Consider the following 19875-nt stretch of genomic DNA (forward strand, 5'->3'; position numbering starts at 1 on the left):
GACAACGACCGCACGACAGCGAAACGGGCCGCCGCCCCGAAGGACGACGACCCGTTTCAGTGTCTTGCGCTGGTCGCGATTATCGACACGATCGCTCGGCGTGCCGAGCGATCAAGCAGGCAGTGCCCCTTTGGGCTTCGCCTATCGGCGAAGCCCCAGGCGCTCGATCAGCGAGCGGTAACGCTCGATGTCGATGTCCTGGAGGTAGCCCAGCAGCCGACGGCGCTGGCCCACGAGCAGCAGCAGACCACGACGCGAGTGGTGGTCGTGCTTGTGCTCCTTGAGGTGTTCGGTCAGATCCTTGATCCGCTTGGTCAGGATCGCGACCTGGACCTCGGGGGATCCGGTGTCACCGGGCTGGGTAGCGTACTCGTCGATGATCGCCTTCTTGGTCTCAGCATCAAGAGCCATAGATTCGATCCCTCCTTCACCTCGTTGCGCGGCGCCGGGCACCCGATGTGCCGGCTCTCTGTATCCGCGGCCGTTCTGACGGCAACCTTGCGAGGATATCAGAGGACGAAGAGGTACAGCACCGCCGTCGCGGCGAACGATCCGAGGATGAGCAGCCCGTACAGGCCCGAGACGACGAGGCCGACGATCGCCCACGCGCGCCGTTTCAGCGCTCCGTCCCGGGTTTGCTGCAGCCCGCGCACGCCGTAGCGGATCGCGACGGCGAGCAGCACCCCGACGATGACGAAGCGCAGCGCCTCGAGACCGACAGCCGCTTCGGTGAGGCGGGCGGCATCCGACAGCAGGTAGACGACGCCGAACGACGCACCGCCGACGAGGATGTTGGTGAGCACGGCGAGGGCGGCGAACTGCAGCGAGCGGGTGGCCGCGATCGAGGCGACTCCGCTTCTCACCGACACGGAGACCCGGCTGCCGCAGTGCGCGCAGAAGGGCTGATCAAGGGCGACGGCACGCGTGCCGCAGGAAGAACACGCGAGAGCGGGGGCTTCTCTTTGCGGGATAGCAATGCCGGTCGTCGGGTAAGCGACCGTCATGTCCCCCATATTAGGGACATGACGGTCGCGCGCAACCCTCGGTTTTACTCGCCGAGCATGCGGTAGAGCTCGCGACGCAGGTCGTCGAGCTTCGCCGAGGCGCTCGCGCGCTGCTCGGTGGTGCCTTCGGCGGCGACCTGACGGACGACGCCGGCCAGCTTCCGCGCGGCGGTCATCAGGTCGCCCTGCTCCTTCCACGGGTTGCGGGACTGCGTCCACGCGGCCGCGATCTCGTCGGCGTGGTCGGCCACGTAGGCGCGACCCTCGTCGGTGAGGTCGTACTCGGCGCGCGGGCCCTGCGACGTCGGGGCGATGAGCCCTTCGTCGACGAGTTGCTGCAGCGTCGGGTAGACCGAGCCGGGGCTCGGGCGCCAGGCGCCGTCGCTCTTGGCGTGGATCGCCTTGATGAGGCCGTAGCCGTTGGTGGGGCCCTCACCGAGAAGCGAGAGGATGGCGCTGCGCACGTCGCCCTTGCGGGCTCGGCCGCCGAATCCGCGCGGTCCGAATGCGGGGCCGCCGAGGAAGCCCATGTAGTCGGCTCCGGGGTGCGGCCCGCCGGCGCGGAAGCGCGGGTGCGGTTGGACGCCCGGGCGGGCGCCCCGATCGTGGTTCATGTTCATGCGATGCATGGTGTCTTCTCCAAACTGCCTGCCGTCCGGGTCGGACGGTCTTGTGGTCTGAGCGCTACTCTAAGACATATTCCGATATATCGCAATAGATCGCCATCGTGGGGCATGTAGTCTCGCCGAGAGACAGGGAGGACGCGTGCTCGTCACGATCAGCTACGCAGCGCCCAGCGCGAGCGATCTGGGTTACCTCCTGCACAAGCACCCGGCAAAATTGCAGACGTTCGACATCGCCGTCGGGCAGGCCCACGTCTTCTACCCCGAGGCAACGGACACGCGTTGCACCGCCGCCCTCCTCGTCGAAATCGACCCGATCGAACTGGCGCGCAGCAAGCGCTTCGGAGGGGACTCGCAGTCGCTCGGCCACTACGTCAACGACCGCCCCTACGCGTCGTCGTCGATGGTCGCCGTCGCGCTCGGAAAGGTGTTCCGAACGGCGATGACCGGGCGAAGCGACACTCATCCCGAACTCGCCGCGGCTGCCCTCCCTCTCGAGATCGCGGTCCGGGCACTGCCTGCCCGCGGCGGTGTGGACCTCGTCACCCGGCTCTTCACCCCCCTCGGCTGGAACGTGCGGTCGACTCCGATCCCCCTCGACGCCGACCGACCTGAGTGGGGCGAGTCGCGCTACGTCGACCTCGTACTGAGCGGTGCCATCCGCTTGTCCGATGCGCTTCGTCACCTCTACGTGCTTCTGCCCGTGCTCGACGATGCCAAGCACTACTGGGTGGGTGACGACGAGGTCGGAAAGCTCATGCGGGCGGGCGAAGGCTGGCTCGCCGGCCACCCCGAACGCGAGCTGATCACTGCGCGTTACCTCGCCCACCAGGGATCATTCGTTCGAGACGCCTCCGCGCGGCTGGCAGAGATCGAGGGCGTCACCGACGAGGAGCCAGAAGCCGACGCACGTCCGTCGACCCTCGGCGCCCAACGCCTCGCGACCGTGCTCGGGATTCTCTTCGAACTCGGAGCCCGCCGCGTCGTCGATCTCGGCTGCGGCGAAGGGGCGCTCCTCGCCCCGCTCGCCGCCGATCGAACGTTCACCGAGATCGTCGGCACCGACGTCTCGGCGGCCGCGCTTGCCCGCGCGAGTCGCAGGCTCAAGCTGCACGAAGCGGCCGACCGCGACCGGGAGCGCATCAGACTCCTGCAATCCTCCGTGACCTATGACGACGATCGGATCGCCGGCTTCGACGCCGCCGTTCTCATGGAGGTCATCGAGCACCTCGACCCCGAGCGACTCCCCGCTGCGGAGCGGACGGTGTTCGGACACGCCCAGCCCGCATCGGTGATCGTCACCACACCGAATGCCGACTACAACGTGCGCTACCCCACGCTTTCCGCGGGCGCGTTTCGGCATCCCGACCACCGATTCGAGTGGACGCGGGAAGAGTTCGACACCTGGACGCGCAACGTCGGGACTCGCTACGGCTACGACGTCGAACGGCGCGGAGTCGGACCCGATGACCCCGAAGTCGGGACCCCGACGCAACTCGCGATCTTCCGGCGGGTGGCGAGGTGACCCGGCTCGGCATCCCCGCCATGTCCCTCGTCGTGCTGGTCGGCGTCAGTGGTTCGGGCAAGTCGACGTTCGCTGCACACAAGTTCGGCCCCCACGAAACGCTGTCGAGCGATGCCTTCCGGGCGCTGGTCTCCAACGACCAGAACGACCAGAGCGCGACAGAGGCGGCATTCGACGCACTCCGATACGTGGCCGCGAAGCGACTCGCGGCGGGTCTGCTCACGGTCATCGACGCGACTAACGTGCAGCCGGCTGCTCGCAAGTCGTTCGTCGACCTGGCGAAGGCGCACGACGTGTTACCGGTCGCCATCGTGCTCGACGTTCCCGCGGCAGTCGCGGTCGAGCGCAACGCCGAGCGGCCCGACCGTGACTTCGGCGCTCATGTCGTGCGGAGGCAGCACGATCAGCTGCGTCGCTCGCTGAGGTTCCTGGGCAAGGAAGGTTTCCGTCGCATCCACGTGCTCGACTCGGTCGACGCGATCGCCGACGCCGAGATCGTGCGCGAGCCGTTGCTGACCGATCGTCGTGACGAACGCGGCCCGTTCGACGCCATTGGCGACGTGCACGGCTGCCGAGCCGAGCTCGAGACCCTTCTCGATCGCCTCGGCTACCAGGTGCTTCGGGACCCCGACGGCCGTGCCGTCGACGCCCGTCACCCCGACGGGCGCCGTGCGATCTTCCTCGGCGACCTGGTCGACCGCGGGCCAGATGTGCCGGGCGTGCTGCGACTGGCGATGGGCATGGTCCGCGCGGGTAACGCCCTCGCCGTGCCCGGGAACCATGAGGAGAAGCTGCTCCGGGCGCTCGACGGCAAGTCCCCGGCGATGACACACGGGCTCGCCGAGTCCCTCACCCAACTCGCCGCTGAGACCCCCGAGTTCCGCGAGGAGGTGCGGGCGTTCTGCCGCGGACTCGTCTCCCACCTCATCCTCGATGAGGGACGGCTCGTCGTCGCACATGCGGGGCTCAAGGAGGCGTACCACGGGCGGGCCTCGGGCCGCGTGAGGGCGTTCGCGTTGTACGGCGACACCACGGGCGAGAGTGACGAGTTCGGCTTGCCCGTACGACTCCCCTGGGCGGAGGACTACCGAGGATCGGCCGTCGTCCTCTACGGTCACACGCCGACTCCCCAGGTCGCCTGGGTCAACAACACCGCCTGCCTCGACACCGGATGCGTCTTCGGCGGCGAGCTCTCCGCGATGCGCTACCCGGAACGTGAGGTGGTGTCCGTCCCCGCCGAACAGGTGTGGTTCGAGCCGGTCCGTCCGCTCCAGCCCCCGCCGCCCGAGGAACGGGAGGCAGGGGTGCTGCGCATCGACGACGTCCTCGGGGCTCACATCGTCGAGACGACGACGCACGGCCGCATCGGTGTTCGTGCCGAGAACGCGGCGGGCGCCCTTGAGGTCATGGCGCGCTGGGCCGTCGACCCGCGCTGGCTTCTTCATCTGCCCCCGACGATGAGCCCGCCCGCCACCTCGTCGATCCCCGGATACCTCGAGCATCCCCACGAAGCCTTCTCGGCCTACCGCTCGGAGGGGGTCGGTTCGGTCATCGCCGAAGAGAAGCACATGGGGTCGCGGGCGATCGTTCTCGCTGCCCGGGATCCCGATCGTTTCGGGGCGCCCCCCGGCTGGCGCGGGATCATCCACACTCGCACCGGCCGCCGATTCTTCTCGGCCGCGGTCGAGGCGGAAGTACTGGAGGGCGTGCACGCGGCTCTCGATGCCAGCGGCATCCTCGCAGAGCTGGAGTCCGACTGGGTGCTGCTCGACGCCGAGATCGTGCCGTGGAGCGTCAAGGCGGGCGACCTCATCCGCGACCTGTACGCCAGCGTGGGGGCGGCCGCCACGGCTGCCCTACCCGCTGCCGTCGCCGCGTTGGAGTCGGCCGCGGGTCGCGGAGTGGACGTCAGCGAGCTACTCGATCGTACGCAGCGCCGCGCCGCGAACTCCTTCGCCTACCAGGATGCTTACCGTCGTTATGCGGCCGACGACGAGGTTCAGATCGCCCCCTTCCAGGTACTCGCCAGTGAAGCGCGCACCTATGCGACCCAGGATCACAGTTGGCACCTGGCGATTGCCGACCGGCTTGTTGCGGCAGACCCGGGGCTGTTTCGCACGACCGCGCGGCGCATGGTGGACCTCAGCAACGAAGACTCGGTCGCCGATGCCGTGGCCTGGTGGGAGGAACTGACCGCCGCAGGCGGCGAAGGGATCGTGGTGAAGCCGCACGCGAACCTCGTGCGCGCGGCACGGGGGCTCGTGCTCCCGGGGATCAAGGTGCGCGGTCGCGAGTACCTCCGCATCATCTACGGGCCCGACTACACCGAGGTGTCGCATCTCGCTCGCTTGCGCGATCGGTCGCTCGGGCACAAGCGATCGATGGCAGCCCGCGAGTACTCGCTCGGTCTCGAGGCGCTGGAACGCGTCGTGCGCCGCGAGCCCTTGTGGCGGGTACACCAGGCAGTGTTCGCCATACTCGCGATGGAATCGGAGCCCGTCGACCCGCGACTTTGACCTGCGCCAGAGTGCTCGTGCCGCAGACTAGGAACCGATGATCGCCTCCCGACTCCTCGATCTGCTGCTCGTGCTGACCCTGCTGGTGTTCATCGGCGAGGGCATCCGCAACGGGATCGCGCGCAGTCTCGGCGCCATCCTGGGTGTCATCGCGGGGGGCGCGCTCGCGTTCATCGCCATTCCGCTGCTCGCTGCGGCGATCCCGGACTCGTTCTGGCGGATCGCGATCATCGTCGCCGTGTCGGTCGCCCTGCTCTTCGGCGGGCACGCCCTCGGGGGTCGGATCGGCCGCGGGATCCGTGACCGTCGACGCGACGAGATCGGCTTCGGCAGCCGGTTGGCCGGCGGCGCCGCGAACGGCGTCATCGCGGCGCTCACCCTCGCCCTCGTCGCCGGTGGGGTCAGCGCACTCGGGGTGCCGCTGTTCAGCCAGGCCATCTCGGGCTCGTACGTGGTGCGCGCGATCGACGCGGTCACGCCCGCCCCGGTCGACGCCCTGCTGGCCCGGGTGCGCTCGGCGGTGCTCGAAGAGGGCCTGCCGGCGATCGGCGAAGCGCTCGGCGGGGTCGTCGACTCCCCCGGCATCCCCGATGTGCCGACCGACACCGATCCGCTCACCGCCGCCGCGCAGTCGGTCGTGCGCATCGGCGGCACGGCCTTCGCCTGCGGGCAGAACCAGACCGGAACCGGCTTCGTCGTCGCCCCCGACCGGGTCGTCACCAACGCCCACGTCGTCGCCGGCGTCGACCAGCCGATCGTCGAGGCACCGAACGGGCAGACCCTCGAAGGCTGGGTGGTCTACCTCGACCCGATCGACGACCTCGCGATCGTCGCCGTCGACGGGCTCTCGGCGGGGGCGCTCACCCTCTCCCCCGACCTCCCGGTCGGCTCCGACGCGGTCGTCGAGGGCTACCCCTACGGCGGACCGTTCACCCGCGGCGCGGCCGAGGTGCTGGCGGTATCGACGGAAGGCATCCCCGACATCTACGGGGGCCCGCGCAACCCGCGCGAGGTCTACACGCTCGCCGCGGTCGTGCAGCCCGGCAACTCGGGCGGCCCACTGCTGGCGACCGACGGCCGCGTGGCGGGGGTCGTGTTCGCGCGAAGCGCCGACGACCCCGAACTGGGATACGCGATGACGAACACCGAACTCGAACCGGTGGCATCCGCGGCGTCCGGCCTCTCCGCGCCGGTGTCGTCGGGCGCCTGCGTGCGCGGCTAGCTCCTCAGCCGGGGCGGTTGTCAAGACCCGTCGGCGAATCCTTCCGAGCCCTAAGGTCGTCCCGAGTCGGGGCTCACGCAGCACGAAGGGGCAGAATCCGCCATGACGACCATTCAGAACCGTCCGGTGCGCAATCTGGTGCTGACCATCATCACCGGTGCTCTCGCCATCGCGGTGACGGTGTTCGCCGTCATCGTCGTCACCGACGTCTTCCTGTAGTTGATCGACTCTTGACGACGGGCCGCCACGGGTGCACCCTGGTGGCAGGACAACTCATCGCCCAGAAGCGTCGGAGTCAATGACCCGCCACTGGGCGATGAGTCTGTTAAGGGGCCTCCCCGCCAGAATGGGGGAATGGCCGCCCGCGTCGTCGACTACTCTCCCCTGCTGACCACTCCGACCCCGGATGAGATCGGCGCGTATCGCACGCAGGCCCGGGCGGCGGGTGCCCCGTGGGCGAACACGACGGCGCAGACGCTCATCGCGATCGTCGTCGTCGGATTCATCGGAATCACGATTCTCGTTCCCGTAGTGGGCGGCATCCTGGTGTTCCTCACCGAAGGGATCGGCGGCAGCCCGCTCACGGTCGTCGCGCTGCTGTTCTTCGTTCTGGTGATCGGCGTCTTCGGGTTCGCGATCGCACGAGTCGCGATCTCGGGCAGTGGCAAGTGGGCGCGGTGGCTGCGGATGCACCGGTTCGCCCAGGCCAACGGCTTCATCTTCTCGCCCGAGAGCCCCAGCCCCGGCTACCCGGGGGCGATCTTCCAGCTCGGCGACAGCCGCAAGGCGACTGAGCACTTCCGCACCGCGGAGGGCCGCTTCCTCGACTTCGGCAACTACCAGTACACGACCGGCTCCGGCAAGAACCGCTCGACGCGTGTCTGGGGCTTCCTCGCGATCGAGCTGGACCGGAAGCTGCCGCACATGGTGCTCGACTCGAAAGCCAACAACGGGCTCTTCGGCGGCACCAACCTGCCGGCGACCTTCGACAAAGACCAGATCCTGTCGCTCGAGGGTGACTTCGACCGGTACTTCACCCTCTACTGCCCGAAGGAGTACGAACGCGACGCGCTGTACGTGTTCACCCCCGACCTCATGGCGCTGCTGATCGACAACGCGGCGCCGTTCGACGTCGAGATCATCGACGACTGGATGTTCGTCTACTCGTCGACCGCGTTCCCCGTCGCCCAGCCCGCCGTCTATCAGCGCCTGCTGCGCATCGTCGAGACGGTCGGTGCGAAGACGCTCACCCAGACCGACCGCTACCAGGATGATCGCGCGACGGCTCCGTTCGCGGCGAACATCGTCGCCCCGGAGGGCGCCCGGCTGAAGCGCGGGGTCAGCGTCGGCGCGATCATCCTCATCGTCGTCGTCGCGCTCTTCTGGAGCTGGAGCTTCTTCGCCGACGTGCTGGCGAGCTTCTAGCCCGCCGGCGGGGTCGGCGGGGTCGCCGGCGGCGTTGCGACCGCGGCGTTCGCGGGAGTCGCTGCCGCGAGCCGGGCCCGCGATTCCGACACCTGCGCCAGCAGCACCGCCTCGTCCTGCTGCGAGCCGATGCGGTCGCGACCCGAGACGATGCGGTTGCGGGTGAACGCGAGGTGGGTCGCGTCTTTGATGTACTCCTTCATGACCTTGCTCAAGCCGCGCTGACGGGCCCAGGCGCGCGCCTGACGCCGGCCGGCCGCGGTGCCGAGGGTGTTCACCTCGGTGACGTTGAACCAGCCGGCCGCGGCGTACTCGCCGAGCCGCAGCTGGGTCATCTGCGCCTCGCGACGCCGCAGCAGGATGACGGTCACCACCGCGATCGCGAACAACGGCACCTGCACGACCAGGTAGTACCCGTAGAAGTCGTAGATGAAGAACAGCACGCCGTTCCAGAACGCGTGCAACAGGATCGCCGGGATCAGACCGACGAAGAACATCAGGATGCCGCCGAGGGCCGTGCCCTTGCGGGCGGCGAGTCCGATGAAGAAGCCGGTGAACGCCGAGAACATGACGTGCGCGAAGGGCGACAGGATGCCGCGGATGAAGAAGATCTCGCCGACCGCGAAGTCGAGGGTGCCCGATTCGGCGATCTGGATGGCGAAGTACTGGATGTTCTCGGTGAACGCGAACCCGCCGCCGACGAGAGCAGCGAACACGATGCCGTCGACCGGGCCGTCGAAGTAGCGGCGCGCGACGAGATAGATGAGCAGGATGCCGAGGCCCTTGCCGACCTCTTCGACGATCGGGGCCTGCACCGTGCTCTGCAGGAACACCGTCATGTTCACGTCGGCACCGCCCGCGGCGTACAGGTACGAGGTGCCGACGTCGGCGACCAGGGCGATCACGATCGAGACGGTCGCGCCCCAGAGGAACGCGATGAGCAGCAGCAGCCGCGGCTCGGGCTCCCAGCGGTCGATCCAGCGCACCCCGAGCAGCACGATCGCAAGCGGGATGAGGGCGAGCACGCCGCCGATGAACGACAGCCCCGGCCCGAGGAAGAGCAGGAAGTAGGCGACGACGAGGATGAGCGCGATCAGCAGCACGATGCCGCCGATGATGACGCCCGCGAGCATCCCGGGGCGCCACCGGGGGTCGACGTCGAAGATCGCCTGCGGGGTCACCGCCGTGGCCGCCTTCACCTCGGCGGGCGCCTGTTGCGGCAACTGCGTGCTGGTCTGCTGGGCCGCGTGGGCGGTCACCGTCGCGGTGGAGTTGTCGGGAGTCGCCTGAGACATGCGTCACAATCTATCGGCACGAAGCGACTCGGGATGCTCTCTAACGCTGCTTCTCCCGAAGGATCGCCAGAGCGCGGCTCACCCGGTCGCGCAGACCCGGAACGTTGCCGCGCTGCGGGATGCGGGCGCGCTCCAGCATGGCGACGACTTCGTCGCGCTGCGCCTCGAGAACGGCGTCGAGCCGGCGGCGGTGGATCGCACCGGCACGCACCGCGACCACGAAGGCGACGAGGTGCACCGCGGCACCCGCGACGACCGCGGGGACCAGACTCGGCACCTCCACGACGAGAAGCGCAGCTGCCGCCGCGACCAGCAGGATCCCGAGGATGCGCAGTGCCAGCGCCGCCAGCGGGCGGCGACTGCGCAGCCGGTCGGCCCGCTCGAGACGCACCTCGAAGTCGGTCAGCTCCTCGGCATCCACGGTGAACGTCGACCGGTCACGCAGGTCGCGGCGCAACCGCGCGTAGCTGGGGCGTTCGCGCCGCACCACGGTCAGCACGCCGACGCAACCGACCGCGAAGGCCGCGAGCGCGGTGACGAGCAGCACGCCGACACCGGGTCCCCAAGCCAGGCGCGCGGCCCGGTCGACCCCGTAGGCGATGAGCACCGCGAGCGTCGCGGTGATGGCGAGCGACCAGAACAGTTCACGCCCGCGTCGGCGGGTGAGCGCGTCGGGTTCGTCGGAGTCGCGCACCGTCGACGCGTCGATGAGGGCACCGATGGCGTCGCTCACCTGCAGTGCGAGCGCGGCGAGCCCGGCCGCGACCATCCCGAGCAGAACGGGGTCGCTGCCGATCACGCGTCGGTCGTCGGCTCGGGTTCGAGTTGCGCCACCAGCGAGAAGACGCAGACGGCGAACATGAGTCCGGCGTACCCGGCGAGCACGGCCCGGGTGGCGGGCTTGAACGTCTGCTCGACGCGGCCGACGAGTTCGGCCGGAACGTGGCTCGGGTCGGCCCCGACCGCGCGACCCCACTCGAGCAGCAGGCCCTCGGCTTCGGTGACCTGCGGGTTCACCGGGTCGTCGCCTCCGTCGCGCAGCGCGCCCTCGAAGAACGCGGTCGGATAGGGGGCCGGCACCGCACGAGAGAGCGCGAGCGAGAACAGCGTGACCGCACGTTCGCCGACGAGCGCTTCGAGTTCGTCTTTCACGTCATACCACCGCGCGTACGCCTCGAAGACGGTGACATTGTTCAGCAGCGCGCGGTCGAGCGTCGACAGCGGGCCGGGATGCTCGTCACTGAACCGGTTGCGTGCGGCGACGGCATCCGCCGAGAGGTCGTGGTCGGAGGGCACGGGGAGAAAACCCATGCCGCCAGCCTAGGGCTCGTGCGCGGCGGCGGGGCGAGACGTTACGCCGCCAGTCGGCCTTCCGACGCGGGCAGGAGCGGCACGTCGTCGAACACTCCGGCGCGGATCGCCTGGAACACCTCGACGGCGGCCTGCGCGAGTCGCCCGTGGCTGCCCAGCCCGCGGCGACGCGCCATGCGGTCGTCGTGGATCGCGACCTCGGCCGTGTCGGCGATGCGGGCACCCAGCGATCGGGCCCACGCGGCGGTCATCTCGGCGACGAGCGGATCGTGCGACTCGATGCGCACGGCCTCGCCCCGGCTGAACGGCCGGGTGCGCACGAGTGCGCGGGCGATGAGGCCGGCGCCGAGGTACGAGACGACCTTCTCGTCGCTCACCCACGACGGAACACCGAGCACGTCGGACTGCTCGATGATGATCAGCTCGTCGAGCTCCTGGCCGTGGTCGCGCCAGGCCACCCGGTCACGCGGCGCGAAGCCGTTCGTGTCGGGGCCCACGGCGTCGACGACACCGACGATGAAGCCACGCCCGCGCCGCGTGGGACGCAGGCGAAGGCGCCCGATCGTCGGCCGCGGAGCGAGATTCGGGCGCTGTCGTGCATGAGTCAGGTTGGTAGACATACAACCTGCATAACGCGGGGCATTCGCGCCCTATTCCCGGCGATCGACGGCTCGGGGGGTCAGAACACCTTGCCGGGATTGAGGATGTTGCCGGGGTCGAACACCTGCTTGATCTGGCGTTGCAGCGCATACGAATCGTCGCCGAGTTCGTCGCGCAGCCAGCGCTTCTTGAGGATGCCGACGCCGTGTTCGCCGGTGAGGGTTCCACCGAGCCGCAGGCAGTCGAGGAACATCTCGTCGGCCGCCGCCCAGACGTGGTCGGGAACGTCGACGTGGCCGCCGATCTCGGGGGCGTCGAAGACGAAGTTGGGATGCAGGTTGCCGTCGCCGGCGTGCGCGACGGTGGGGATCTCGATGCCGTACTTCGCCGCGATGCGCTCGATCGACGCGAACATCGCGGGCAGCGCGCTGCGCGGCACGGCGACGTCTTCGATGAGCACGGTGCCGAGCGCCTGGAGCGACGGGTGGAACGCCCGGCGGATGTCGAAGAGCCGCTTGGCTTCGTCGGCATCCTCGGTCAGCTCCACCTCGCCGCCGAGCGATCGCATGATCGCGGCGATCGAGGCCGCCTCCTCCGCCGCACCGACACCGTCGGTCTGCGCGAGCAACAGCGAGCCGTCGCCGAGGTCGATGCCCAGATGCGTCGCGATGTTGCGCACGGCTCCGGCGTCGAGCAGTTCCATGATCGCCGGCGTGATGCCGCTCGCGCTCACCACGCTCGAGGCGCGCGCCGCCTGTTCGACCGTCGGGAACGCGGCTTTCACCGTCACCGGGACGCCCTTCGGCAGCGGGCGGAGCCGCAGCGTGGCCTCGACGATGACGCCGAGCGTGCCCTCCGACCCGATCATCAGCGCCGTGAGGTCGTAGCCGGTGACGCCCTTCACGGTGCGATGCCCGAGTTCGAGCAGGCGACCGTCGGCGAGCACGACCTTGAGGCCGAGCACCGCCTCGCGGGTGACGCCGTACTTCACGCAGAGCAGGCCGCCGGCGTTGGTGGCGATGTTGCCGCCGATCGTCGAGATCGCCCGGCTCGCCGGGTCGGGTGCCCACCACAGTCCGCGGTCGAAGATGGCGGCGTTGAGGTCGGCGTTGATCACGCCCGGTTCGACGACGGCGAGTTCGTCGTCGAGCGACACCTCGAGCACCCGGTTCATGCGCAGGGTGCTGAGCACGATCTCGCCCGCGCTGCCGATCGCCCCACCCGCCAGACCGGTACCCGCTCCGCGCGGGACCACCGGGATGCCGTGCTCGCTCGCGAAGCGGAGAGTCGCCTGCACGTCGGCGACGGTGCGCGCCTCGACGACGGCGAGCGGGAACGTCGCGGCGACGTGGCCCGACTTGTCGGCGCGTGCCTCGTCGAGCGCGGCCTGGTCGGTGCGCACCACCTCGCCGAGCTCGGCCAGCAGTGGCGCGAGCCCCGTGACGGGCTGGCCGGCCTCGAGGGTCATGGTCGACAGCGTATCCGGGCGGAGGCGATGTCTGATTCCCGCCACCGCGGGTCGGTCGTGCGTGCGACGCTGGTCGGGTGGACAGCACCCGGATCGACGATGTCGGCGGGTTCGCGGCGCGCTACAGCGCGCTCGCCTCCCGCGACGCCCGCTTCGACGGGCAGTTCATCGCCGGCGTGCACAGCACCGGCATCTACTGCCGGCCCAGCTGCCCCGCGATGACGCCCAAGCCGGGCAACGTGTCGTTCTACCGCACCGCGGCCGCCGCTCACGAGGCGGGGTTGCGGGCCTGCAAGCGGTGCCAGCCGGATGCCGTGCCCGGTTCGCCGGACTGGAATCTGCGCGACGACCTGGCCTCGCGCGCCATGCGTCTCGTGCACGACGGCGTCGTCGAACGCGAAGGGGTGCCCGGTCTCGCCGCTCGCCTCGGCTACACCTCGCGTCACGTCACCCGGGTGCTCACCGCCGAACTCGGCGCCGGACCGCTCGCCCTCGCCCGCGCCCACCGCGCCCAGACCGCACGGTCGCTGCTCGCGGCGACCGATCTGCCGATCGCCGACATCGCCTACGCCGCAGGATTCGGCTCGCTGCGCCAGTTCAACGACACGATCGCGGCCGTCTACCGGGCGACCCCGACCGAACTGCGCGCCCTCGCCCGCCGCGGTGCGCCGACCTCCGACGACGCCGGCACGATCACCCTGCGGCTTCCTGCTCGGGCGCCGTTCGACGCACCCGGACTGTTCCGCTTCTTCGCCGACCACGGCATCCGCGGTTTCGAAGAGGGCGACGACACCCGCTTCGCCCGGCCGCTGCCGCTGCCCGGCGGGCGGGCGCAGATCGAGGTCACCCCCGACCCGGCGGGTGTCGTGCTCACCGCTCGGCTCGCCGCGCTCTCCGACCTGCCCGCGCTCACCGCCCGCGTGCGGCGCATGTTCGACCTCGACGCCGACTCGGTCGCGATCGACGGCCATCTGGCCCGCGACCCCGACCTCGCGCCCCTCGTCGACGCCGTGCCCGGCATCCGCATCCCGGGCAGCGCGTCGGGTGAGGAGGCGCTGTTCCGCACCCTCGTCGGGCAGCAGATCTCCGTCGCGGCGGCGCGCACCGTGCTCGGCCGCATCGTCGACCACTTCGGCGACTTCCCCACCGCCGCGCAACTCGCCGACCGCGGGCCCGAAGTGCTGCGCGGGCCGGCGACGCGGGTCGCCGCCATCCGCCACATCGCCACCGTCATCGCCGCAGGTGACCTGCCGCTCGACCCCGCCACCCCGGTCGCCGAACTCCGCGCCCGGCTGCTCGCGCTGCCGGGGGTCGGGCCGTGGACGGCGGAATACCTCGCGATGCGGGCTCTGGGGCATCCCGACGCGTTCCCCGCGACCGACCTCGTGCTCGCCCAATCCGCCGCCGCCCTCGGCATCACCCCCTCCCCGCGGCCGGCGTGGGCCCCCTGGCGCTCCTACGCCGCCCTGCACCTCTGGAGAGCGCGCCCGTAGCCGAACCCCGCGCGCCCAGGGCGTTAGCCTGGGGCCGATGTTCGTCTCGGTGGTGATCCCCGCACTCAACGACGCGGCAATGCTCGCGCGCTGCCTCACGTCGCTCGCGCAGCAAAGGCGGGTGCCCGACGAGATCGTCGTCGTCGACAACGGGTCGACCGACGACACCCGTGCCGTCGCGGAGGCGGCAGGCGCCCGGGTGATCTGGGAACCGATCCGCGGCATCCCCCGCGCCTCGGCGGCCGGCTACGACGCGGCCCGAGGTGAACTGATCGCGCGGATCGACGCCGACTCGGTGTGCCCACCCGAATGGCTCGAACGTGCCATCGCCGCGTTCGACGCCGATCCCGACCTCGCCGTGATCTCCGGCTCGGGCGAGTTCTACGACGCGGGGCCGCTGAAACGTCGGCTCGGCAAGTCGTGGTGGGTCGGCGGTCTGTACTGGTCGATGACGATCTACCTCGGACACGCGCCGATCTTCGGATCCAACTTCGCGATGCGCCGCGCCGTGTGGAACGAACTCGCCCCCGAAGTGCACCGTGAGGAGGTCGACATCCACGACGACCTCGATCTGAGCCTGCACATCAAGCCGTGGATGGCGGTGCGCTACGACCCCGACCTCGTGGTGGGCATCTCGGCCCGGCCGTTCGACACCTGGACCGGGTTCACCCGGCGACTGTCGTGGATCATCCCGACGCTGCGCAACCACTGGCCCGACGATTCCCCGTGGGCCAGGAGGTCAGCCCGTCGTCGCTTCGCCGAACAGCGCGATCATGTCGCGTGAAAGCTGGTGCGGCGCCGTCTCGCACGGGCTGTGGCCGGTCGGGTAGACGACGAGGCGGGCGCCGATCCGTTCGGCGAACTCCGCATGTAGCTGAGTCGGCCACAGGTCGTGCGAGCCGACGGCCACCAGTTTCGGCACCGGGGAGGCGGCGACCTGGTCGCGCACGTCGGGGGCACGCTTCATGAGCCGGATGATGTCTTCCATGCTGCGCCGGCTGGTGTAGTCGAACCGCATCCGCACGAACTCGAGCCGCTGCGGCGGCACGTGGTTCTTGTTGGTGCGGATCCCCCAGGTCATCAGCGCCGCACCGATGCGGCCGCCGGCGAGGAAGGTGTACGGACCGAGGCCGCGCACCCCGCGGAATCCGTTGCCCGGCTCCGGGGGCGTCGCCAGCAGGGTGAGGCTGCGCACCAGGTCCGGTCGGCGCACGAGCACGAGTTTCGCGACGGTACCGGCGAACGAGTAGCCCAGCACATGGGCGGGGCCGCCGTCGTCGAGGAACGCGACGAGGTCGTTGACGAAGAGGTCGTAGTCGTAGCGTCGCCCGGGCGGCGGGCCGGCCTTCCCCGACTCGTACTGACCCGCCATGTCGAACGACTGCACGAAGTAGCCGGCCGCCGCCAGCACCGGCAGCATGAGCACGAAGTCCTCTTTCGACCCCGAGACGCCGGGCACGAGAACGACCCGGGGATGCGTGGGGTCGCCGAGCGAGACGACCGCGAGTTCCCCGCTCGGGGCCGTGAACCGCGACCGCACCGAACCCGGGGCCGGCACCGTCCAATCGCGGTCGACGAGCGCGCGGTCGAGACGCTCGGCCTCGTCGGCGGGTTCGCCCGAGACCTCCTGATGGTGGTCGAACACCTCGTCAGGATACTGATGCCGCGGCCGACCACGCGGCCTAGCATCGAAGGATGGCACCTGCCGGAGAAACCCCGTCGGAACGGATCGCCCGCAACTGGGACGAGATCCTGCAGGAACTGCGGGTCACCCAGACCGGCACGCAGATCCTGCTCGGGTTCCTGCTGACCATCCCGTTCCAGGCGGCGTTCGCCGACCTCGACGGCGGGCAGATCGTGGTCTACCTGACGCTCGTCGTCGTCGCGGCGGTCGCCACCATCCTCGCCCTCTCCCCCGTCGCGCTGCACCGCGCGCTATTCCGGCGCGACGCGAAACCGCAGCTCGTGCTGGCCGCGAATGTGCTGCTGCGGCTCGCCCTCGCGGCGATCGCGCTGGCACTGAGCGGCACCGTCTTCCTCATCTTCGACGTCGTCGTCGGTCACACCGCGGCCCTCATCGCCGGTGGCGTCACCCTCGCCGCCACCCTCGCGATGTGGGCGGTGCTGCCGTCGTTCCTGCGCGGGCCGCCGGAGTGACCTCCTCCGACGCATCCCGTCGGGTCGCGGGTTGGCGGGTCGCCGTGCGCCGCGCCATGCACGGCTTCATGCAGCACCGCGGAATCGACGCGGCCGCCGCCCTCACCTTCTACGCACTGCTCGCGCTGCTGCCGGGGGCCCTCGCGGTCGTGTCGGTCTTCGCGATCTTCGACGACCGCGATCGGGCGGTCGAAGATCTCGTCGCCGTGCTCGACACCGTTCTGCCCGACCGCGCCGCCCACGACCTCGAAGGCGTGCTGCGCGAACTGCTGGCGCTCGACAATCCCTACCTCGCCCTCGGCATCGCCCTCGTGCTGGTGCTCTGGACGACCTCGGGATACGCCACGGCATTCGGACGCTCGGTGAACAGCAGCTACGGCGTCGAGGAAGGCCGGCCGTTCTGGGCGTTCCGGGCTCGGATGCTGGCCGTCGCCGTCGTCCTCGACCTGCTCGCCGCCGTCGTCGTCACCGTTTTGCTCGGCCCCGGCGATCTTCCGGTGTGGGCGTTCCTGCGTTGGCCGGTGCTGCTGGCGTTCTCCATCCTGTTCGTCGCGGTGCTCTACGCCTCGGCACCCAACGTGATCCGGCCGCGTCTGCGGTGGGTGACCGTGGGATCGAGCGTCGCCATCCTGATCTGGATCATCGCGACCGCAGGTTTCGCGCTGTACGTCGCGCTCGTCGACCACGGCGCGATCTACGGCTCACTCGGCGGGGTGATCGTCGGGCTGCTCTGGCTGTATCTCGGGAATGCCGCGCTCGTCGCGGGGGTCGAGCTGGATGCCGAATTCACCCGCATCAAGCAGCTCGCGAACGGCGAAGACGTGGCCCGCTCGCTGAACCTGCCGGTGCGCGACACCCGGCGCATCCGCACCCTGGGCCGCCAGCGCCGCGCCGACATCGCCGCCGCTCGCGAGCTCCAGGAGGATGCCGACGGCTGACCCGACGGAATCTCTGCCCCGGCGGGATCGGCGGAAGGAAAATGATCCGCGCTAGCGTGAACGCATGTCGTTCATCACGCGCGGATTCTCGGGCGCGGGGCGGGAACGCGACCCGCGGCTGCCCCCCGGGCAGACCCTGGTCGCCGACTGGCCCGTGCTCTCGGCCGGCCCCACCCCCGATGTCAGCACCGACGACTGGTCGTTCTCGGTGCGCACCGAGACCGGCCTCACCACATGGACCTGGGACGAGCTGCTCGCCCTCGGCGTCGAAGACGTGACCGTCGACATCCACTGCGTCACCCACTGGACGAAACTCGACATGGACTGGCGCGGAGTTCCGCTCGACGCGATCTTCGAGAACATCGAGACGAGCGCCGACTACGTCATGGTGCACAGCCACGGCGGCTACACGACGAACGTCGCGCTCGACGATCTGCTCGGCGGCAAAGCCTGGATCGCGAACGAGGCCGAAGGCGAGCCGCTCGAACCCGAGCACGGCGGCCCGGCACGGCTGCTGGTTCCCGCGCTGTACTTCTGGAAGAGCGCCAAGTGGGTGCGCGGCCTGGTGATGATGGATGACGACGAGCCCGGCTTCTGGGAGCAGAACGGGTACCACATGCACGGCGACCCCTGGACCGAAGAGCGATATTGGTAGCTAGCAGAGTGGTGAGGGCGGGTTGGTAAACCGCATCCGGCCCGCGTGGCTCGTTGCGACCGTCACCGAGGTGCTGCCGGAAACCGCGACCGCGCGCCGCATCGTGCTCGACGTTCCCGGCTGGCCGGGCAACGACGCCGGGTCGCACCTCGACATCCGGCTCACCGCCCCCGACGGGTATCAGGCGAGCCGCTCGTACTCGATCGCGTCATACGGCCCGTCGTCGCGGGTGGTGCTCTCGGTCGACGACATCCCCACCGGCGAGGTGTCGCCGTTCCTCACCCACGAGTTGCGGGCCGGCGACCAGATCGAGGTGCACGGCCCGCTCGGGGCGTACTTCGTCTGGCGTCCCGCCGGCTTCGGCTCGACGACCGGCCCGGTGCAGCTCATCGGCGGCGGGTCGGGAATCGTGCCGCTCTACGCGATCGCCCGCGCCGCGGCCGACGCGGGACGGATGGCCGACTTCCGGCTGCTGACGAGTGTGCGTTCTCCGGAGGACCAGTTCTTCGCCACCGAATTGGATGCCCTCGCCGCGGCGGGTCTGCGCATCGACCGGGTCTACACCCGCGCCGCGCCTTCGGGGTGGCCCGTTGCTCCCGGCCGGCTCACCCGGGATTCGCTGGCCGCCGTCATCCCGGATGCGGCGACGATCGAGCGCTCCTACGTGTGCGGCCCCACCCCGTTCGTCGAAGCGGTCGCGGGGTGGCTCATCGACCTCGGCCACTCCCCCGGCACGATCCGCACCGAGCGCTTCGGCGGCTGAGGAGGGTCAGCCGGCCTTCTTCTTCTTCGCGGCGGCGGGCTTCTTCTTGGGAGCTTCGTCGGCATCCGACCGCTTGGATTCCACCGAGCGACGCAACGCCTCCATGAGGTCGAGCACTTCGCCGCCGCCCTCGGTTTCGCGCCCGAAGGTGGCTTCGGTGTCGAGCGCGTCGCCCTGTTCGAGTTTCGCCTCGATGAGGGTCTTCAGCTGTTCCTGGTACTCGTCGGTGAACTTCTCGGGGGTGAAGTCGCTCGCGAACGACTCGACCAGTTGCCGGCCCATCTTGAGTTCGTCGGCCGAGATGCGCGGGGTCTCGTCCAGTTCGGGGAACCGGGCCTCGCGCACCTCGTCTTCCCAGAGCAGGGTCTGAAGCACGAGCACGTCATCCCGCACCCGGAGAGCTGCGAGCCGGGTCTTCTGCCGCAGCGCGAACTGCACGATCGCGGTGCGGTCGGAGTCTTCCAGGGTGCGGCGCAGCAGCACGTAGGCCTTGTTCGACTTCGAGTCGGGCGCGAGGTAGTAGGCCTTCTCGAACATGATCGGGTCGATCTGGTCGTTCGGCACGAACTCGACGACGTCGATGTCTTTGCTGCGCTCCACCGGCAGCGCGGCGATGTCGTCATCGGTGAGGATGACGGTCTCCTCGCCGTCGACGTACGCCTTCGCGATGTGCTCGTAGTCGACGACCTTGCCGCACACCTCGCACTTGCGCTGATACCGGATGCGCCCGCCGTCCTCGTCGTGCACCTGGTGCAGCGACACGTCGTGGTCTTCGGTCGCCGAATAGAGCTTCACGGGCACGTTGACCAGCCCGAAGCTGAGCGAACCCTTCCAGATGGAGCGCATCTGCCCATTCTCGCCCCCGGTGGGTAGCTTGGGA

20 protein-coding genes are annotated in these 19875 nt (G+C 69.8%); 10 read left to right on the forward strand and 10 right to left on the reverse strand.

Features of this window, described 5'->3' with window-relative positions; genetic code table 11:
* Positions 1-141: 141 nt before the first annotated feature.
* From rpsO to IE173_RS05555, 3 genes are all read right to left on the reverse strand, one after another.
* Complete coding sequence (gene rpsO / locus IE173_RS05545; protein ID WP_191282351.1) at positions 142-411, reverse strand: 30S ribosomal protein S15; 270 nt, start codon at positions 409-411, stop codon at positions 142-144.
* Between the two features lie 98 nt (positions 412-509).
* Positions 510-869 carry a hypothetical protein gene (locus tag IE173_RS05550; RefSeq protein WP_191282352.1) on the reverse strand — a complete coding sequence of 120 codons (360 nt, stop codon included), beginning with the start codon at positions 867-869 and terminating at the stop codon, positions 510-512.
* Between the two features lie 179 nt (positions 870-1048).
* Positions 1049-1624 (reverse strand): PadR family transcriptional regulator, encoded by a 576-nt coding sequence (locus IE173_RS05555; protein WP_229841902.1) that lies wholly within the window; start codon positions 1622-1624, stop codon positions 1049-1051.
* 145 nt (positions 1625-1769) lie between these two features.
* Between IE173_RS05555 and IE173_RS05560 the strand changes: the two genes are divergently transcribed.
* From IE173_RS05560 to IE173_RS05575, 4 genes are all read left to right on the forward strand, one after another.
* Positions 1770-3152, forward strand: a complete 1383-nt coding sequence (locus IE173_RS05560; RefSeq protein WP_191282354.1) for a 3' terminal RNA ribose 2'-O-methyltransferase Hen1 — start codon at positions 1770-1772, stop codon at positions 3150-3152.
* Entirely contained in the window at positions 3149-5668 is a 2520-nt protein-coding gene (locus tag IE173_RS05565; protein ID WP_191282355.1) for a polynucleotide kinase-phosphatase, read from the forward strand. Before IE173_RS05560 ends, IE173_RS05565 begins: the two co-directional genes overlap by 4 nt.
* A gap of 37 nt (positions 5669-5705) precedes the next feature.
* Positions 5706-6890, forward strand: coding sequence for a MarP family serine protease (locus IE173_RS05570; RefSeq protein ID WP_191282356.1), 1185 nt, complete (start codon positions 5706-5708; stop codon positions 6888-6890).
* Between the two features lie 354 nt (positions 6891-7244).
* Positions 7245-8315, forward strand: a complete 1071-nt coding sequence (locus tag IE173_RS05575) for a hypothetical protein (protein ID WP_191282357.1) — start codon at positions 7245-7247, stop codon at positions 8313-8315.
* Here IE173_RS05575 and IE173_RS05580 read toward each other — a convergent pair.
* Genes IE173_RS05580 through IE173_RS05600 form a run of 5 tightly spaced genes read right to left on the reverse strand, consistent with a single transcriptional unit; the run spans position 8312 to position 12989 of the window.
* A complete protein-coding gene (locus IE173_RS05580; protein WP_229841903.1) occupies positions 8312-9610 on the reverse strand; it encodes a PrsW family intramembrane metalloprotease in 1299 nt (432 codons plus the stop codon). The two genes, IE173_RS05575 and IE173_RS05580, sit on opposite strands and share 4 nt — an antisense overlap.
* Positions 9611-9650: 40 nt before the next feature.
* Positions 9651-10409: a hypothetical protein gene (locus IE173_RS05585; RefSeq protein ID WP_191282358.1), complete on the reverse strand. Its 759-nt coding sequence runs from the start codon at positions 10407-10409 to the stop codon at positions 9651-9653.
* The gene (locus IE173_RS05590) at positions 10406-10921 is read right to left on the reverse strand and encodes a hypothetical protein (protein WP_191282359.1); all 516 of its coding nucleotides are present in this window, start codon (positions 10919-10921) and stop codon (positions 10406-10408) included. Before IE173_RS05590 ends, IE173_RS05585 begins: the two co-directional genes overlap by 4 nt.
* Before the next feature lie 41 nt (positions 10922-10962).
* Positions 10963-11541 carry an MDR/zinc-dependent alcohol dehydrogenase-like family protein gene (locus IE173_RS05595; RefSeq protein WP_191282360.1) on the reverse strand — a complete coding sequence of 193 codons (579 nt, stop codon included), beginning with the start codon at positions 11539-11541 and terminating at the stop codon, positions 10963-10965.
* A 59-nt stretch (positions 11542-11600) separates the two neighbouring features.
* Entirely contained in the window at positions 11601-12989 is a 1389-nt protein-coding gene (locus IE173_RS05600) for an FAD-binding oxidoreductase (protein WP_191282361.1), read from the reverse strand.
* 77 nt (positions 12990-13066) lie between these two features.
* On the opposite strand from IE173_RS05600, the gene IE173_RS05605 reads away from it, so the two are divergent.
* Both IE173_RS05605 and IE173_RS05610 read left to right on the forward strand, forming a co-directional pair.
* Complete coding sequence (locus tag IE173_RS05605) at positions 13067-14482, forward strand: AlkA N-terminal domain-containing protein (RefSeq protein ID WP_229841904.1); 1416 nt, start codon at positions 13067-13069, stop codon at positions 14480-14482.
* Between the two features lie 37 nt (positions 14483-14519).
* Positions 14520-15266 carry a glycosyltransferase family 2 protein gene (locus IE173_RS05610; protein WP_191282362.1) on the forward strand — a complete coding sequence of 249 codons (747 nt, stop codon included), beginning with the start codon at positions 14520-14522 and terminating at the stop codon, positions 15264-15266.
* Here the strand turns inward: IE173_RS05610 and IE173_RS05615 are convergent.
* On the reverse strand, positions 15222-16127 hold the full coding sequence (locus IE173_RS05615; RefSeq protein ID WP_191282363.1) for an alpha/beta fold hydrolase: 906 nt from the start codon (positions 16125-16127) through the stop codon (positions 15222-15224). The two genes, IE173_RS05610 and IE173_RS05615, sit on opposite strands and share 45 nt — an antisense overlap.
* A gap of 50 nt (positions 16128-16177) precedes the next feature.
* Here IE173_RS05615 and IE173_RS05620 point away from each other — a divergent pair, with 50 nt between their 5' ends.
* The 4 genes from IE173_RS05620 to IE173_RS05635 all read left to right on the forward strand — a co-directional run bounded on the left by IE173_RS05620 (position 16178) and on the right by IE173_RS05635 (position 18995).
* Complete coding sequence (locus IE173_RS05620; RefSeq protein WP_191282364.1) at positions 16178-16639, forward strand: DUF6328 family protein; 462 nt, start codon at positions 16178-16180, stop codon at positions 16637-16639.
* Entirely contained in the window at positions 16636-17577 is a 942-nt protein-coding gene (locus IE173_RS05625; RefSeq protein WP_191282365.1) for a YihY/virulence factor BrkB family protein, read from the forward strand. Before IE173_RS05620 ends, IE173_RS05625 begins: the two co-directional genes overlap by 4 nt.
* Before the next feature lie 64 nt (positions 17578-17641).
* On the forward strand, positions 17642-18232 hold the full coding sequence (locus tag IE173_RS05630) for a molybdopterin-dependent oxidoreductase (RefSeq protein ID WP_191282366.1): 591 nt from the start codon (positions 17642-17644) through the stop codon (positions 18230-18232).
* 22 nt (positions 18233-18254) lie between these two features.
* Entirely contained in the window at positions 18255-18995 is a 741-nt protein-coding gene (locus IE173_RS05635) for an FAD-binding oxidoreductase (protein ID WP_191282367.1), read from the forward strand.
* A gap of 6 nt (positions 18996-19001) precedes the next feature.
* Here the strand turns inward: IE173_RS05635 and ku are convergent, their stop codons facing one another.
* A complete protein-coding gene (gene ku / locus IE173_RS05640; protein ID WP_191282368.1) occupies positions 19002-19841 on the reverse strand; it encodes a non-homologous end joining protein Ku in 840 nt (279 codons plus the stop codon).
* Positions 19842-19875: the final 34 nt, after the last annotated feature.

Origin of the sequence: Pseudolysinimonas yzui (genome assembly GCF_014653215.1) — a bacterium.
Taxonomy (GTDB): domain Bacteria; phylum Actinomycetota; class Actinomycetes; order Actinomycetales; family Microbacteriaceae; genus Pseudolysinimonas_A; species Pseudolysinimonas_A yzui.

Bases quoted from the DNA above. Each gene is read 5' to 3' on its own strand.
- rpsO (WP_191282351.1), bottom strand. From the start codon at position 411: ATGGCTCTTGATGCTGAGACCAAGAAGGCGATCATCGACGAGTACGCT.
- IE173_RS05555 (WP_229841902.1), bottom strand. From the start codon at position 1,624: ATGAACATGAACCACGATCGGGGCGCCCGCCCGGGCGTCCAACCGCAC.
- IE173_RS05570 (WP_191282356.1), top strand. From the start codon at position 5,706: ATGATCGCCTCCCGACTCCTCGATCTGCTGCTCGTGCTGACCCTGCTG.
- IE173_RS05575 (WP_191282357.1), top strand. From the start codon at position 7,245: ATGGCCGCCCGCGTCGTCGACTACTCTCCCCTGCTGACCACTCCGACC.
- IE173_RS05580 (WP_229841903.1), bottom strand. From the start codon at position 9,610: ATGTCTCAGGCGACTCCCGACAACTCCACCGCGACGGTGACCGCCCAC.
- IE173_RS05590 (WP_191282359.1), bottom strand. From the start codon at position 10,921: ATGGGTTTTCTCCCCGTGCCCTCCGACCACGACCTCTCGGCGGATGCC.
- IE173_RS05595 (WP_191282360.1), bottom strand. From the start codon at position 11,541: ATGTCTACCAACCTGACTCATGCACGACAGCGCCCGAATCTCGCTCCG.
- IE173_RS05600 (WP_191282361.1), bottom strand. From the start codon at position 12,989: ATGACCCTCGAGGCCGGCCAGCCCGTCACGGGGCTCGCGCCACTGCTG.
- IE173_RS05610 (WP_191282362.1), top strand. From the start codon at position 14,520: ATGTTCGTCTCGGTGGTGATCCCCGCACTCAACGACGCGGCAATGCTC.
- IE173_RS05620 (WP_191282364.1), top strand. From the start codon at position 16,178: ATGGCACCTGCCGGAGAAACCCCGTCGGAACGGATCGCCCGCAACTGG.
- IE173_RS05630 (WP_191282366.1), top strand. From the start codon at position 17,642: ATGTCGTTCATCACGCGCGGATTCTCGGGCGCGGGGCGGGAACGCGAC.
- ku (WP_191282368.1), bottom strand. From the start codon at position 19,841: ATGCGCTCCATCTGGAAGGGTTCGCTCAGCTTCGGGCTGGTCAACGTG.